Source organism: Rhodococcus cerastii (assembly GCF_033042195.1).
Lineage (GTDB): Bacteria > Actinomycetota > Actinomycetes > Mycobacteriales > Mycobacteriaceae > Rhodococcoides.
Window position 1 is genome coordinate 40,595 of sequence record NZ_JAWLKF010000009.1, and the last position, 16,195, is coordinate 56,789.

Genomic DNA, 16,195 nt, shown 5'->3' on the forward strand with positions numbered 1-16,195 from the left:
AAATATGCGCTACCTCGCAAAACGTTTGCCGCGATGAAGTACTGGTTTCTGGGAGACGTGTGAGACAGGTCGTGCCAAGGATCGATAGCGAAGTCGGCCGTCCAGGGAAGCTTCAGGTGATGCGCCTAGGGATGTCGCCCAGCCTGATTCGGACGCAGATACACCAGATTGAGCTGCTTCTGCTGGAGGGTCAGTTCGACGACGAGAGCAGAAAGGACTTCTATTCGCAGTTCGCGTTCCTTAATCTGCTGGACAAGTTCGTCATTACGTTTGCCGAGTTGCTCGATGGCTGATTCTGCGAGTTGCAGCTGCTTTTGGACACCGACCGGGGCGAATGACCCCGCTTGCGTTCTAAAGTGTTCGACCAGGTCAGGGAACTCGTCGTAGAGCCTCTGCCGGTGCAAACCTGCTTCCTTCGCCAGGTTGCTGACCGTAAGCTTGCCGTCTGAGCAGGTCGGGTTCCCCGAGATGAGGTTTGCGATTGCTTTCTGAATCAGAACTCGCTTGTCCACGTTTCCGCCTGTGGTTGATGTTTGTGCAGATTGGATGCTGATGTCGCCGTGCCTCGATGGTCGGAGATGATCGCCGAGTTCGACGTTGTGCGTTCGTTGAGACGCGCCCGCAGCGGAAGCGGTAGATGCAGCTGGAGCGGGTCGCTGATCAAATCATCGTTGTGCGCTTCGAGAGCATCGATGTCCTGGTCCGTTCGAGCGATGTTGCGACAGCTGGGCTTGCATTTCCGCCAGACCGGAGCGGTATCGCTTTGGGCCGCATCTCGACACGCTGCTGTCTCAGCTCGGTAGACGCAGGTGAGGAACGCTCCGTGATGAATCTGCAGGGTTTCGTTGGCGAGTAACGCCCGTGCTTGCGCTGGGGAACTCACGCTGTGCCCGAGGAATTCTCGGGCAGCGGTGACCCTGCCGATGTAACTGCTGGCCGCTGGGCCGGAAACTTGTTCGCCAGATTGTAGTCGTTGGTGGTCCGCATGGATGGTCTCGCAGCGCAGCAAGAACTCCTCAAATCCGACATCGTCGTTGAATCCTGCATCAGCCTGACCGGCATAACCTTGGGTGATCTGAGTTCGCAGATGCCCGTACTGAATTGCTCCGGCAATGAGTCCACCCGGTCGGCGGACGATGTGCCAGGCCAATGTACGGCGAAATCGAGACAGCGTGATCGGCCCATGGGGGTCGGCGGCTATCTGCTCGTGTCCGACTGTCCCGGCAATGTCGGTGTTGAACCACTCGACAAAAGCACGCACTCGCTGGTTTGCACGACTGGCGGACATAACACGAGAACTGGAGTGCTGAAACGCATCTGGCGTGTATCTCCCGGCGTAGGGGAACAGTAGTTCTCCTGGAGCCAGTTGTTCCAGGAGAGCGATGGCCCTGCCGACGTGCTCGGTGACAACCCACGGAATGGTCGCAGGTGAGCGTTCGCGGCGACCGGGTTGGGTTTTCTCTTGGGTGCCCGAGAGGAATACGAGCTCGAGGGTTTTCGAGCGGCTGATGCAACCGCGTCTGAGATTCAGCGCTTCCCCTGGCCTGATGCCCGACAAGTAGGTGGTGAGTACCAAACACGCTGCGACGACGTGGTCGATCAGTTTGAGCAACTCACGGGCCCCGACGGGTTCATCCCGCCATCGGTGGCCAGTGATCTCTGAAAAGTCTGTTACTCGCAGGAGGTCCACTGTGGTCGGGATCCGTTGTTGCGCAATGTCGGAGATCAGTGAGGCCATCCCCTTGAGGGTTGTCGTGTCCATGAAGCTGCCGACCGCAAGGCCTTCGACATCTATGCCGAGGGCGCTGCCTCCGATCCCAGGTATAGGGATCTTCGCCTCCCGCAACGCCGGAAGTAGGGTCTCGAACCTCGCTGTCGCGCCGGCCAGATCAGGCTTACCCCATCGAGATGGCTGTTGCCTGCCAATGCTTTCGTGGGCAATTCGGCGCATGGTCGATACCGTGATGGCGGTACCGACTATGTCAGGGCCGATGACGTCGATGGTGACGAGCGCGGCGGACAGCAGTGCTCCCATGACATCCGGGGTGATGCGAGATGTTGCGTTCTCCGATCTGCTTGCATTTGAAACGCCTACGATCTGACCTGCGGTGGCTGCTCCCCACAAAGAACGAACGACCTGCAGTCGACAGTGTTCTGGCAGGTATTCCCGGTATGCGTGCAGTCTCATGACTGCGCACAACAACGAGCGTTTGACCCTCGCCGAAGTATCTTCTCTGGAAAGTACGAGCCTGGCGTAGTCGTCGAGGTCATCGTCGTGGAGTTGATCGAACCTGTGATAGCCGCGTCCGACAAGCCACCCGGCAAAACGTCGCAAGTGTTGCAGGTCGTGCTTGATCGTCGGAAGGGATGGAAATCCGCTGTTGGCGGCGACGAGCCGTGGGGAACGGTTTGTGACGTTGATCAGCGCGAAGGTGTAAAGCTTCATCGGTTCACGGAACTCGGCGGGAAATGCCAGCCAGTTCACGGTCACTTTCCGGTGTCTGAGATGCATCGCGGGTGTGAGGTCCCAGAAATCGTCACCGAACCGAGGTGCACCGATCGACCCGACTTCGTGCAATGGCCTGCGGTGGAACACGGGAGCATCGGGAACTGCTGCAATGCCGTCGATTACGGGAAATTCGGGCGCAGATGCCGATGCTGGCCGACTCATGGCGTGTCGAACACTCCGTCCAGTAATCGCAGAGCCAGGCGGCGCTCATCGTCGGAGATCTTCTCGCGGGCCACGCGTACTTGTGCAGGCTCGTATGCGCTGATCATGTCCTCGATCTGCGCGACACGACCGGCGTATTCGAGTGCCCATCGGTGGGCTGTCAGAGCGGCTCTGAGGTCGCGCAGCGCGTCGAGGACGGCGAGCTGCATGGGTAGATGCCGAGGTAACGCTCTGGCATTGGAACAGTCCAGACAACTGAGGAAGTTTTGAGAGCATGTCCGACCACCATCGAGAGGTGAATGAGTGAAGTCGGTGCATACCCCCAACGCCGTATCGTCGCCCGCGACCATCGCATTCTGCTCGAGTGTCATCTCACGGCGCGCAAGCGCCGACTCGACTTGTTCGGCCAATGCTTCGTGGACGATCTGAAATCCCTCGAAGCGGACAGTGTCCATCCGGGAGAGGTAGCCGGCCAATGTTGCTGGAGTGTGCGCGGTCGGCGTCCGGGTCCGCTCCAGGTAGGTCTTGCGCATACGGTTGAAGCCAATCCCGAGGAGCAGTGCGTCGTCCTGTTCGTTTCCGGTCAGCCAGGGCCGAAGCCAGCGGGGATGGCAACGGCGGTGGTCCCCGTCGGCGGGCAGTCCATCGCTCAATACGACCGCGCCCCGGGCGGGCGGGGTTGGGTTGTAGTAGACGAACGCGCACTGGGTGTTCAAGACTGCTCTGCCGGGCTCGGTGAGGTCGAGGAGGAGGGTGAACACTCCGTATGCACTGGTCAGTGACGTCTCTGCAATGCGCGGTGGTCGGGGGTCGGCCATGGGCGAACGTAGCTCAGGCGGCACGCCGGTCAGGGGAACGGTCATTCGAGCTCGCCGGCCTCTGCGGGGTTTGTTCATCTCGACCAGGGCAATCTGAGGCTCGTCCGCTGCGGTCGCGAGATGGTGACGGGCAGGGAGGGCTTCGATGACCGATCGGTTGTGTCCGGTGGTCGCGGCCAGCAACATCGCGAATGCCCACGCTTCCCCAGCGGTCAGGTGAATCAGCGTGTGGAGGGGACGGCTGCCGCCGACGAGATACGCCTGCCACGCCCTGGCGGATCGCTTCGGTGTGCGTATGCCGGTCAGGGGAAGTGAGCCGGTCCGCATGCAGTAGTCGAGCACCTCGGCAAGAACCACGCGTGGTTCGTTTCGATCGAGATCATCGAATTTTCCGGCTCGGTAGTCCGTGACCAGCTGACGATGTTCACGCAGCCGGCTTTTCGCGTTCCGAACCATCGCGCGCAATACCGTTGTGATGCGCTGAAACTCGACGTCGGAATACGGCTGCGCGGGGTCGGATCGAACCTTTTTATCGAACTGAGCGAACCTGTCGATGACGCCCGGTCGGAGCTGCACCGTGCCGGCACGCAGAAGCACCCGAAACTCGTAACAACGTTTGTCCCCACTCGGCAACCGCAGCGCCATGCAGATCATCTCGATGTCCGCAGCGGTCAACTCGCTCAGCGACCGTAGTCCCGGGCGCGTCTTCGCCAGCCACTTCGAGACGAACCGCACTGTGCCCCAATAAGATTGCGCAGTTTTAACGCGACGGCTCGTCCCCAACGGCCCGTTCACGGCGGTGAAGCACGTCGCCAGTTCTTTTCGCACCCTGACGTCACAGGGCAGGCGATCGAAATCGAAGACGGCGCGCTGCGTCCCATCCTCACTGATGAACGGCACCTGAAGCTCTGGACCGCATACAAATGGTGCCACCCACCCCGCCGGAGGCGGCGTAGCAGGCCTCCCCACCGTCACGGCCCGATCCCCTCGATGACACGCGGATGCCCGGCACCGACAGCGCCGGCCAACCGCTCCAGCGCGTCCCGATCGTCTGCGTCCATCAGCGCCACCAGCTGTTCGACCTGCAACCCTTGAAACGGCTCCAGATAGACCTGCCTGGTAGTTTCCGCACTTCGGTGCCCGAGCAACGTCGCCAACAAGAACCAGACGTCGCCCAGCTGGTTGCGGAAATCTCGGCGCTCGGCGACGGTGAGCATGTCGGTTCGTTGCCAGGCGACGAAGGTCGCAATGCAGTACCACCGCAGCGCGAAGCTGTGCCGCAGCATGTGCGGGCGACACCACAGCCTCCCGGACCGGTCACCCAGCTCCTTTGCCGCTCGCCTGTTCGCATCACGAAAGGTGTTGTACCAAGCTGCTTTATGTCGCGGAAGACCATCCATATTGAGGAACAACATCATCGGTTCCAATCCCGCCGGAGTACGGATGAACAGTCGACTCCGCAACGAAGGACCCACGCTGTCCACATTCACCCGACGTCGCACCCCGTCCTGATCGGTTGCCAGCAAGATGCCGTTCGAACCGATCTCATCGACCACCCATTTATTAGGGACGACGTCGTACCGTCCATTGCGCTGAGCTGCTGCCACTACCGCCTGACGGCTACCGTCCTCGATGTAGAACCGAACAGCCTGTAAGACCGCTCGCCGCAACCAGTAGGGACGAGAGACGCCGGACTTTGCGCAGGCCGATGCGAGCCTGAGACGCAGTAGTCGCTCCGTCGAGACCCCGGGAATTTCGGACGTGAGCACGCTGGCCCACTCCCCCATCCGCAGCCCGGCACCGTAGAGCCCGTCTGCGTACGCGACGTCGCGGTCCTCTGTGCGTCCAACCCACCGTTCACGCTGCTGGCCGTCGCGCGTGTATCCGCTCAAACCGATGGTGCGCCATTGCCGAAATGCCGAAGGAGTCATCCATTTGACGTCTGACGTGCGGATATCCGAAGGCGTGGCGTCCAGCCGAGTTTCGCCTCGGTAGCCGCCCGACAGCACATGGCTCCGCACGGGATTCGCCACGCCGCACTCGTCTGCAGCCCACAGATACAGCTTCCGCACGGCAGCCAGGTCCAACCGGAATGTGTTGGCAGATACAGGATCCGGATTGCTTTCTACTGACATCCGCCAGTTCTTGAACACTGCGAGGTCGTTCGAGGTGGCCGCGGTCCATTCGACGTCCACGGCGTGTAGGAAGTCCAACCAGACTTTGATGCTGAGGGCGTAGCGACGGACTGTGCTATCTGCTGCGCCCCAAAGCACCGGCGAGCGCCAAAAAGCGTTGAGTCGGCCATCTGCCCTGCCCCCTGGACTCAGAAAGTAAGGCGTTCCATGTCTGGCCCCGTTGGCTTTGGCTAGTGCGAGTACATCGTCGAAGGCGATCCCCGCGACGTCAACTCGAACTAACGGGCGGCTGAAATCGTAGAATCTCACGAACCAGCCGACCGCCACGATTCACCTCAACCGATATTGAGTTGCGCTCGGTCCAGACCTTGCCTCATACCTGCAGGGTATTACCGACCGTAAAGCGACCTGCGCCAGACACGCGGACCGACTGTCCGAACAGAACTTCACCAGTCCTCGAACACGGATCCCGTCACATGCGCAGTGTCTATCCTGTGGGAATGGCACTCCACGACCGTCGCGAACGCTGGCTCGCGAACGCCCGCTCCGTGCACTCGACCACGGATCAAATGCTGACGGGCGGCCTACCCGTCGACCGCGACGCACGGATAAACATGGCCACTATCGTAGGAACGCTCCAAGGCGTGTTCGCGGACCAGATCGAAGCTCTCGACGGCGATGCGCCCGCGGGACACATCGCGCTAGCCATCGCTCCGCTGGCGGCGGCTCTGCACAAGTTCGATTCACTGGGCAAACCTAACCTCCCTAAAACGAACGGTGAGCTGCGCGACGCATTGGATGAGCTACGAGCTGCCGCTGGATCGGTTGCGACAACCCTGGATGGGGACCCCTCCCTACGCGTGCAAACGGTCGACGAAGTGATCGCCGAATTCGCCGAGAGCTACCGGGTCGCGCTGCTGCTCACACTGACCGCGTGCCACGCGCTGTCGACGAAAATCGTTGAGTGGCGTGAATCAAAGGACAACGGCAAGGCCGTCGGTGACCACCTGAATGTGCCGACAATGAAGCTGCAGAGCACAAATACTGATGGTGCAGTTCCCATGTCGATGTTATCGAGCCTGATGACCGCTCCCCCTTCCATCATGACACCCGGAAACGAAGCCGCCGCTTTTGCTGAGATGTTCAGCGGTGGCACACCTCCACCCCTGTACCGGATGGCATATGGCCAATGGTTCGGCACCATCGCTGCGATGTGGGAAGACGTGTATCGGGAAAGACTTGCGACCGCACACGGAACTGACGCCGAAGGCCACGGTTGGGACAGGAACGATGTGAAGTCGGAGTTCTTCTACGAGCTCTCTCAAATCCGGCACGACTTCGCGCACAAAGACGGCTTGTGTGTGGAAAGCGCCGGAAACTCCATTCTGAAGTGGGGAGTCGCCGGGCAACCGCTCGCACCCACCCCGCGCCAGATGATGTCTTTGCTCGACCTATTTCCGACCGAGGAGCTAAGCAAAACCCCGGTACGGACGCCACGCACTTCCGAACGATTGCCGTTCAATTTCCCGTCCGAGTGGGTTGCGAAGGTCAGAAAAAGGGTTACCGAAATCGAAGAGGTCAAGCGCCTTCGACCCGATGTCCTCAAGCGCGTCATCGACAGATGGCTGGACGAGATTGTTTAAAGCATTGAGGCACCTGCCAATTCCATTGGCAGGTGCCCGATAGTCGGACCGCCGACCTCGATGCCTTCACAGGCGACCACGTCCATCGCGGTCACGCAATCAACGAACAATTCCACCCAGACCTTGAGACACCCCTTCTCGCACCTTCGTCGGGGGTTCTGCCTCAGCGCGACCTGCCTGGTGTTGGCGCGCCTTCAACCTCATCCGCGCCACGAAGCACTTTGCGAGACGAGAGCACTTCGCAGAAATACTCCGGACACGTGTCCAACGGACTAGTGAAGCCAGGATTGAGAACGGTTGTCCGCACGAGTGCGCTGGCTGACGGTTCCCACCACGCCGACGACGGCAATCAAACCGACGATGAGGGTGATCCAGGCTTGTGCTGGCACCTGGCAGGTTCCTTCCAGATGGGGTCGAGACATCGTGGGTGGGGACCTTGCCGAGCCGTTGGCGTCAGATCGCCGGACGCTCCCGCCACTCTCTCCCCCGTGAGTACGTAAACCGTAGCCCGACCCACCGACACGAAATCGACATGCCAATTCGAGCACCAGCGAGGTTCGAGAAATCGCTACGCGAGATTCTTGGATAGATGGATCGTCTGCATGACAGGGGTGGCGGACGGTCGTTACTTTGACTTAGGATTTACCAGTGCGGCTTCCGGTAAAGGTTTCGGACGCCGCCACATCGCTTCTCACTCAGGAGGGCCCGATGGACACTGTTTTCTGGACACCGCGTTTCGCTGCTGTGTACTTCCTCGCGGCTCTCGCGGCGTTCATCTTGTTCACTGCGATCGGCTCGAACATGGCGATAGTTGCACCATTGATTCTGACCCTGATCGGACTGGGTATCGCGGTGTTGATTCGACACGGCAGGACCCGCCGATGAAGCGCACTCAACGCGGCGTCCCCACCGGCGGCTTGACGGCCGTCACCGGGCAGTGCGCCTCGAGGAGAACGCGCTGGGAGATGCTGCCCATGAACAGCTTTCCGACGGGTGATCGACGCCTGATGCCGATGACGACCAGTTGCGTCTGCTCCTCGAACGACAGGTCGATCAGATTGTCGGCGTGCGAGCGGCCGGCCTCGTTGTCGTGAATTTTCGTCGTCACGCCGATGGCCGACGCCTCCTCGCGGGCGGATTCGACGGCCGCACCGAAGTCGGCATCGGATGCACTGCTGTCCTCGGCGACGACGATCAGGTCCGTCCCACGCATGTGTGCCTCGCGAAATGCGAACGGCAGTGCGCCTTTTCCCTCGGTGGTCGGCGAGTAGCCGACGACGACGGTCATCGCGTCACCGGCGTGACGAGGGTGCCGTCGGCCAGAAAGCGATCGAGGTTCTCGAGCGTGAGCGCTTCCATCGCGGCCCGCGTCTCCACCGTCGCGCTACCCACGTGCGGCAGCAGCACCACGTTGTCCATCGCCACCAGAGCGTCGGGCACGTCCGGTTCGTGGGCGAACACGTCCAGGCCGGCTCCGGCGAGCTGCCCCGCTGCGAGCAACTCGATGAGGGTCTCCTCGTCGACGACGCTCCCGCGGGCCACGTTGATCAAGTACCCCTGCGGTCCCAGAGCTTCGAGCACTGCGCGGTCCACCAGATGCGCAGTCCCCGAACCGCCGGATGCGGCGATGATCAGTACGTCGACGTTCTCGGCGAGCGCTGTCGGGCTGGCAGCGTAAACGTAGGGCGAACCGTCTATCTCGTTGCGATTGTGGTACGAGATCTCGCAGCGAAAACCGTTGAGCCGATCGGCAATTGCCGAGCCGATGCGGCCGAGGCCGATGATTCCGACACGCTTTCCGGTGACCTGACGCGTCAGCGGCGTGTTGCCCTCGGTGGGCCAGCGGCCGGCGCGCACGAATCGCTCGGCCGAGGACAGGCCGCGCACGGTGTCGATCACCAGACCGACGGCGAGGTCGGCCACACAGTCCGTCAACACGTCGGGGGTGTTGCTGACGGCGATGCCACGTTCGGCTGCCGCGTCGACGTCGGTGGTGTCGTAGCCGACGCCGAAGTTCACCACCGCTCCCAGCTGCGGCAACCGGGCCATCAAGGCGGCATCGACGCCGGTGCGGCCGGAGGTGACCACCGCAGAGATCGACGCACCGTGCTCGGACAGGAACTCGTCGCGATCGTCGCCCTCGGGCAGTTCCAGCGCGTCGTACTCGGTAACCAGGGTGTCCATCAACGACGGCTTCAGCGGTCCCACTCGGAGAACTCGACCGCTTCGTTGCGAATCGGATTGAGACACAGAGGTTTTCTGCGAGCTGACGGTGACCATGGTTCTCCTCGCGAGATGGTGGAGCGTGCGCGTTTCCTGTACGGTATGCCGCCCTTCGAATACCTGTCCAACACGGAAATAACATGGACCGATACCCAAACGGCATGAACGACGCGTCGCCGATGCAGCTCTGCCGGGGTTGTCATGCATCTTGCCTGGTCAGTCCAGCAATGCTGTGACTCGGACCGCAGTCAAGCCGTCACTGTGACCCACAGAACTGGACGAAAAGTCGATTTCGTCCGGTTGACGGTGGAGATGACCCGCTCATACCGTGTGTCTACCGTCACAGATTCGGCTGCGACTTGCAGACGCGGATCCTTTTTCCCACTGGAGGCCACCATGAGCCCTGCACTCTTCGTGCAGCAGGGACGGACCCACCGTGTCGCCGCAATAGCCGTTGGCGCGCTGTCACTTTCACTTGTCGCGAGCGGATGCACAGTCGCCAACTCCAACAACGGCGGAGCCGCCCGCGCAGATACTCTTCGCATCGTTCTGCCGCAGGAGCCGCCGACCCTCGAAGCCTGCGACGTCTCGCTCACGTCGGTGGGTGTGGTGACGCGCTCGAACATCACCGAGCCGCTCATGGAACGCAACCCCAGCACCGGCGATCTCGAGCCCAAGCTCGCCGATTCGTGGGAGCAGACCTCCGACACCGAATGGACGTTCACCATCCACCCCGGCGTGACGTTCAGCGACGGCAGTCCCTTCGAGGCCGAGGACGCCGCGTTCTCGATCGATCGCACCGTCAATTCCGAACTGGGCTGCAACGTCGAGGGATACGTCTTCGGCGACGCGAACCTGGTGGTCACCGCAGTCGACCCGATGACGCTGACCGTGCAGTCGCCCGAGCCCGATCCCATTCTGCCGCTTCGGCTCTCGTTCGTGGAGATGGTGCCCCGCACCTCGAGCTACACCGAGCGGGTACGCGAGCCGATCGGAACGGGACCGTTCGCGATCGAGCGCTGGGATTACGGCCAGAAGCTCTCGCTGGTGCGCAACGAAACCTACTGGGGCCCGAAGCCCGAGTACGCCAGGGCCGAGTACCAGTGGCGCAGCGAGGGCAGCGTCCGCGCCTCGATGGTCACCAACGGTGAGGCCGAGATCGCCACCTCGGTCGGACCGGAGGACGGTGCAGGCGATCTGGGAGTCGCGTACCCCAACAACGAAACCACGGCGTTGCGCATCCAGGCCATGCAACCGCCCCTGGACGACATGCGCGTACGCCAGGCGATCAACTACGCCATCAATCGCGAGGGCATCGTCAAGGCACTGTTCCGTGGACTCGGTTCCCCTGCAGAACAATTGATCTCCGAGGGTGTCGTCGGCTTCAACGAGGACTTGACACCGTGGCCCTACGACATGGACCAGGCCCGCACACTGATCGACGAGGCCCGGGCCGATGGAGTACCCGTCGATACCGAGATCCGCCTGATCGGACGCACCGGGCAGTTCCCGAAGATCAACGAGACGGTAGAGGTCATCCAGAACTCACTGTCCAAGATCGGCATGAACGTCACGATCGAAATGATGGACGCCGCAGGCACCGCCGAGTACCAGGAGCGGCCGTTCCCCGACGTCGGCCCGTATCTGCTGGTGATTCAGCACGGCAATCAAGCCGGCGACTCCGCGTTCACCGTCGATCAGTACTTCACCAGTGACGGATTCCAGAGTGCCTACGGCACAGCTGAATTCGACCGGAAGATCGCTGCCGCAGGGGCTCTCACCGGCGAGGACAGGCAGGCCGCCTACGCGCAGGTGTTCGCCGACGAACCGAAAGACATCATGCAGATGGCCTACATCGCGCACATGAACGGGGTGCTCGCCAAGGCATCCTCGGTCGATTACACCCCCAACTCGGCCACGGTCGACGAAATGCACCTGGCCGCCATGACCCGCGCCGACACCGAGAGGCCCTGACATGTTCAGATTCCTGCGCCGACGGATCTACACCAGCCTGATCCCGCTGTTCGTCGTTCTGCTGGGCGTGTTCTTCCTCGCTCGGCTCACCGGCGACCCCACCAGCCTGTACCTGCCCGAATCTGCAACCCAGGCCCAACGCGAGGCGTTCCGCGCCACCAACGGCTTCGATCAGCCGGTGCTGACGCAGCTGATGGACTACTTCAAGGGTGTCGTGCAACTCGACTTCGGGCAGTCGCTGCGCACCGGTGAGGACGCGTCGGCTATGGCACTACGCGCGTTCCCCGCGACGCTGCAGTTGGCGTTCGCGACGATGTTCCTCGCCATCCTCGGCGCTGTGATCATCGGGTGCTGGGCTGCCTACCGACCCAACTCGCTGGCCGATCGCATCTCGAGCCTGCTGTCGATGACGGCCGCGTCCATCCCCGATTTCTGGTTCGCCATCATGGGTGTCTACGTCTTCGCCATCCTGTTCGGCTGGCTGCCCACCTCGGGCGTCGACAGCGGAATGCTCTCCTGGGTACTGCCGATCGCCACCCTGCTCATTCGCCCTCTCGGCGTACTGACTCAGGTGGTACGCGGCGCGATGGTCTCGGCGCTGTCGGCACCGTACGTGCGACTGGCCAGAAGCAAAGGGGCAGGCGATCTTCGGGTCGTCACCCACCACGCTCTGCGCAACGCCGCTGCACCGGCGCTGACCGTTGCCGGCGACCTCATGGTCGGGCTCGTCAACGGCGCGGTGGTCGTCGAGGCCATCTTCGGCTGGCCCGGCATCGGAAAGTTGATGATCGACGCCATCCTGCAGAGAGATTTCGCTGTTCTGCAGGCGGCCGTGTTGTTGACCGCGGTGAGCATATTCGTGCTCAACATCGTCATCGATGCCTGCTACGCACTGCTCGACGCCCGGGTTCGCGACAAGGTGAAGGTCTAGGTAAGAACATGTCACTCGACTTCGAAGCACCGAAAACATCCGAGCCCGAGGATGTTCCACCGTCGGTTCCGGTGGAAGCCCGCAAGGCGTCGGCCCCGCTGTGGAAGCTGCTGCTGCGCGACAGGGTCGCCACCGTCGCCGCCGCGATTCTGGTACTGGTCTTCCTCACCGCGATCTTCGGCCCGATGCTCGTCGGCGACGCTGCCACCGATCAGGATCTGGACCGCTCGAATCTGCCGCCGTTCACCCTCGACACCGGGTGGATGAACATCCTCGGCACGGATCCGCTGGGACGCAGCATGCTGGCCCGGCTGATCGTGGCCAGCAGAACCACACTCTCGGTGGCTATTCCGGCCGTGATCCTCTCGGCGATCATCGGCTCGTTCATCGGCATGTGGGCCGGCTTCCATCGCGGTTGGCGTGAGACCGCGGCCATGCGCGTCGCCGACGTGATCCTCAGCTTCCCGTCGCTGCTGATGGCCGTCGTGGTGCTCTACGTCTTCTCGCCCAGTGCCGCGAACATCGTTCTGGTCCTCACTGTTACGCGCATTCCGATCTACCTGCGCACCGCCCGCGCCGAGTCCGCGGAACTGCAGAGTCGGTTGTTCGTGGATGCCGCCCGTACGTTCGGTGCGAAGAGCGGATCGGTGATCAGACGGCACGTGGCCCCGATTCTGCTCCCGACCCTGCTCACCGTCGCGACCCTGGACTTCTGCTTCGTCATTCTCGCCGAATCGTCACTGAGCTTCCTGGGCATCGGCATTCAGCCACCGGACGTCTCGTGGGGACTGATGGTCTCGCAGGGCCGCACCTACCTGCAGACCGCCTGGTGGCTCTCGTTCTTCCCCGGTCTGGCCATCGTGCTGACGACCGTCTCGGCCACCGTGCTCGCTGCCTGGGCCCGCATCGCCACCGATCCGGCGCAGCGGTGGCGACTCAACGTCCCCCGCTCCAAGCGGTCTCGCCTGCTCCCCGTACGAAAGGTCGTTTCATGAGCGCACCGGCAACCGCACCCCAGCGACCCGATACCGGCAGCGTCGCCCTCGACGTTCGCGGACTGACCGTCGATCTGCGGACTCCGTCCGGCGTCATTCGCGCTGTCGACAACGTCACCTTCACCGCCCGACGCGGTGAAACCCTCGCTCTGCTCGGTGAATCCGGCTGCGGTAAGTCCATGACGGCACAGGCCATCGTCGGATTGCTCGAGCCCATCGCCGACATCACCGGCGGCTCGGTGGAGATGGGTGAGGTGGACCTGGTCACCGCCAAGACCAAGGTGCGGCGCACCATCGCCGCCACCGAACTGGCCATCGTCTTCCAGGACGCACTGACGGCCCTCAATCCCGTCTACACCGTCGGAACTCAACTGGCCGAACCATTTCGGATTCACCGGGGTATGTCCGCTAAGCAAGCACGCGCGGAAGCCATCGCGCTGATGACCCGAGTGGGAATTCCCGAGCCCGAATCACGCGCCGACTCGTACCCACACCAGTTCTCCGGCGGTATGCGCCAACGTCTGCTGATCGCCATGGCCGTGGCACTGAGTCCGTCGGTACTGCTGGCCGACGAACCCACCACCGCGCTCGACGTGACGGTCCAGGCCCAGATCATGGCTCTGCTCAAGGAATTACGTACCGAACACGACATGGCCGTCGTGCTGATCACCCACGACCTCGCGCTGGTCGCCGAGGAAGCCGATCGGGTCGCCATCATGTATGCGGGCAACGTGGTCGAGACCGGACCGGTGTCCGAGGTGTTCGGTGAACCGCGCCATCCGTACACGAAGGGACTGCTCGACTCGGTGCCCGTCCACGCCGTCCGCGGTGAGGATCTCAAGTCGATCGGCGGCACGCCACCGGACCTGCATTCCATTCCCGACGGGTGTGTGTACCAGGCCCGCTGCCCCCTGGCCCGCGACATCTGCGTCAGTGCTCGCCCGCCGCTCGAATCCGTCGGTACCGGCCGAATGTCGGCCTGCCACTTCCCGAACGAGGTAACCAGCCATGTCTGAGCAACTGCTGACCGTGCGCGGTCTGAACAAGACCTTCGACGTCGGCCGCGGCAAGCTCCGTGCCCTCGACGCCATCGATCTCGACCTGCGGCGTGGCGAAACCCTCGGCCTGGTGGGCGAATCCGGTTGCGGAAAATCCACTCTCGCACGCACCCTGATGATGCTCGAACGACCCGACTCGGGCACGGTCGCCTTCGACGGCATCGATCCGTTCGCGCTGCGCGGCAAGGAACTCCTCGCGTGGCGTCGACGCGTGCAGATGGTGTTCCAGGACCCGTACGGTTCCCTGAACTCACGCATGACGGCAGGCGACATCATCGGCGAGCCGTGGCGAACCCACAAGGGCCTGTACAAGACTCGCCGCGATCGCTCGGCACGGGTCCGCGAACTGCTGCACCTGGTGGGCCTGCGCCCGAGCGACGAGAACCGCTTCCCGCAGGAGTTCTCCGGTGGTCAGCGCCAACGCCTCGGCATCGCGCGGGCGCTCGCGCTGAACCCCGACGTGATCATCTGCGACGAGCCGGTCTCTGCACTCGATCTCTCGGTACAGGCGCAGGTGCTCAACCTGCTCAACGATCTGCAGACGCAACTCGGCATCTCCTACGTGTTCATCTCGCACGATCTGTCGGTGGTGCGACACGTCGCCGACCGTGTTGCGGTGATGTACCTGGGGCGCATCGTCGAATCCGGCGCCACCGAGGCAGTATTCGATCGGCCCGCCCACCCGTACACCGCGGCGTTGATGTCGGCCGCACCCACTCTCGACGCGTCGAACCGCGGGACAAAGATTCTGCTGAAGGGCGAGGTACCGTCGCCGCTGAATCCGCCGTCGGGATGCCGGTTCCGAACACGCTGCTGGAAGGCAACCGAACTCTGCGCCAGTGAGGCACCCCCGGTTGCGCTCGACGCGGACGAGGCCGATCACATCGCCGAATGCCACTATCCCCTCGTCGCAGGCAATCTCGGCCTCGTCGCCGCCGGGACGTGATGGCGACACACCTGAGCATCACCGGATTCGTCGTCGTCGCCCTGGCCATCTTCTTCGCATCGGCGATGCAGGCGTCCATCGGATTCGGCATGGGGATGCTCGCCGCGCCCATCGTGGCGATCGTGGACCCCGGCCTGATCCCGGCGACGCTCATCATGCTGGCCGTCGTGGTCAGTGTGCTCGTCCTGGTTCGTGATCGCACGGCCCTCGACCTCTCGGGTGCAGGGTGGGCGCTGGCCGGTCGGCTGCCCGGTTCGGTGGTGGGCGCACTACTGCTCGTGCTGTTGCCCGAGCGCGGACTGGCCATCCTGCTCGCGCTGGTGGTGCTGGGCGGCGTCGCACTGACGTCCTTCGGTTGGGTCCCGTTGCCGCACAGACGAAATCTGATAGTGGCCGGGGCCGCGTCGGGAATTCTGGGAACGGCCACCTCCATCGGCGGACCGCCGATGGCCCTGGTGTGGCAACGCAACACCGGAGCCGAACTGCGCAGCACCATGAGTTGCTTCTTTCTCGTCGGCTCGATCATCTCGCTGGCGGTACTCGCGGTCGCCGGCGCGGTGGATGCCCATACCGCCACGCTGTTCGTGTTCCTGGCCCCGGCGACCGTTCTCGGATTTTTGCTATCCCGTCTCGTCAACCGCGTGCTCGACCGTCGACGCCTACGCATCGTCGCGATCAGCGTCTCCGCCGTCGGCGCGCTCGTGCTCGTTGTCCAGCAGGTGTCGGCGCTCGCCTAACTCACGAAATAGTGAGTTGAATCGCCATCTCGTGTCGGAACGCGTCGATCGGGTAGTCGGTGTC

14 protein-coding genes are annotated in these 16,195 nt (G+C 62.7%); 8 read left to right on the forward strand and 6 right to left on the reverse strand.

The window, feature by feature from the left end:
* Positions 1–125 precede the first annotated feature (125 nt).
* The 4 genes from R3P93_RS16335 to R3P93_RS16350 all read right to left on the reverse strand — a co-directional run bounded on the left by R3P93_RS16335 (position 126) and on the right by R3P93_RS16350 (position 5,951).
* Positions 126–512 (reverse strand): hypothetical protein, encoded by a 387-nt coding sequence (locus R3P93_RS16335; RefSeq protein ID WP_317533470.1) that lies wholly within the window; start codon positions 510–512, stop codon positions 126–128.
* Complete coding sequence (locus R3P93_RS16340) at positions 494–2,491, reverse strand: integrase (protein ID WP_287454775.1); 1,998 nt, start codon at positions 2,489–2,491, stop codon at positions 494–496. The genes R3P93_RS16335 and R3P93_RS16340 overlap by 19 nt, the downstream gene beginning before the upstream one ends.
* 176 nt (positions 2,492–2,667) lie before the next feature.
* The gene (locus R3P93_RS16345) at positions 2,668–4,224 is read right to left on the reverse strand and encodes a hypothetical protein (RefSeq protein ID WP_052683786.1); all 1,557 of its coding nucleotides are present in this window, start codon (positions 4,222–4,224) and stop codon (positions 2,668–2,670) included.
* A gap of 236 nt (positions 4,225–4,460) precedes the next feature.
* Positions 4,461–5,951 (reverse strand): site-specific integrase, encoded by a 1,491-nt coding sequence (locus tag R3P93_RS16350; protein WP_235386888.1) that lies wholly within the window; start codon positions 5,949–5,951, stop codon positions 4,461–4,463.
* Positions 5,952–6,124: 173 nt separating this feature from the next.
* Between R3P93_RS16350 and R3P93_RS16355 the strand changes: the two genes are divergently transcribed.
* Together R3P93_RS16355 and R3P93_RS16360 are read left to right on the forward strand one after the other, a co-directional pair.
* Positions 6,125–7,267 (forward strand): hypothetical protein, encoded by a 1,143-nt coding sequence (locus R3P93_RS16355; RefSeq protein WP_287454789.1) that lies wholly within the window; start codon positions 6,125–6,127, stop codon positions 7,265–7,267.
* Between the two features lie 708 nt (positions 7,268–7,975).
* On the forward strand, positions 7,976–8,152 hold the full coding sequence (locus tag R3P93_RS16360) for a hypothetical protein (protein WP_188078738.1): 177 nt from the start codon (positions 7,976–7,978) through the stop codon (positions 8,150–8,152).
* 7 nt (positions 8,153–8,159) lie between these two features.
* Here the strand turns inward: R3P93_RS16360 and R3P93_RS16365 are convergent, their stop codons facing one another.
* Together R3P93_RS16365 and R3P93_RS16370 are read right to left on the reverse strand one after the other, a co-directional pair.
* A complete protein-coding gene (locus tag R3P93_RS16365; protein ID WP_149406930.1) occupies positions 8,160–8,555 on the reverse strand; it encodes a universal stress protein in 396 nt (131 codons plus the stop codon).
* Positions 8,552–9,547, reverse strand: a complete 996-nt coding sequence (locus R3P93_RS16370) for a 2-hydroxyacid dehydrogenase (RefSeq protein ID WP_317533471.1) — start codon at positions 9,545–9,547, stop codon at positions 8,552–8,554. Before R3P93_RS16370 ends, R3P93_RS16365 begins: the two co-directional genes overlap by 4 nt.
* Before the next feature lie 339 nt (positions 9,548–9,886).
* Here R3P93_RS16370 and R3P93_RS16375 point away from each other — a divergent pair, with 339 nt between their 5' ends.
* The 6 genes from R3P93_RS16375 to R3P93_RS16400 are packed head-to-tail and all read left to right on the forward strand — an operon-like array spanning position 9,887 to position 16,131.
* The gene (locus tag R3P93_RS16375; protein ID WP_094640497.1) at positions 9,887–11,464 is read left to right on the forward strand and encodes an ABC transporter substrate-binding protein; all 1,578 of its coding nucleotides are present in this window, start codon (positions 9,887–9,889) and stop codon (positions 11,462–11,464) included.
* Between the two features lies 1 nt (position 11,465).
* Positions 11,466–12,395: an ABC transporter permease gene (locus R3P93_RS16380; RefSeq protein ID WP_068048905.1), complete on the forward strand. Its 930-nt coding sequence runs from the start codon at positions 11,466–11,468 to the stop codon at positions 12,393–12,395.
* Positions 12,396–12,403: 8 nt separating this feature from the next.
* Positions 12,404–13,390 (forward strand): ABC transporter permease, encoded by a 987-nt coding sequence (locus R3P93_RS16385; RefSeq protein WP_149406927.1) that lies wholly within the window; start codon positions 12,404–12,406, stop codon positions 13,388–13,390.
* The gene (locus R3P93_RS16390) at positions 13,387–14,406 is read left to right on the forward strand and encodes an ABC transporter ATP-binding protein (protein ID WP_317533472.1); all 1,020 of its coding nucleotides are present in this window, start codon (positions 13,387–13,389) and stop codon (positions 14,404–14,406) included. Before R3P93_RS16385 ends, R3P93_RS16390 begins: the two co-directional genes overlap by 4 nt.
* Positions 14,399–15,394, forward strand: coding sequence for an ABC transporter ATP-binding protein (locus R3P93_RS16395; RefSeq protein ID WP_317533473.1), 996 nt, complete (start codon positions 14,399–14,401; stop codon positions 15,392–15,394). The genes R3P93_RS16390 and R3P93_RS16395 overlap by 8 nt, the downstream gene beginning before the upstream one ends.
* Positions 15,394–16,131, forward strand: coding sequence for a sulfite exporter TauE/SafE family protein (locus tag R3P93_RS16400; protein ID WP_394855316.1), 738 nt, complete (start codon positions 15,394–15,396; stop codon positions 16,129–16,131). Before R3P93_RS16395 ends, R3P93_RS16400 begins: the two co-directional genes overlap by 1 nt.
* Positions 16,132–16,195: the final 64 nt, after the last annotated feature.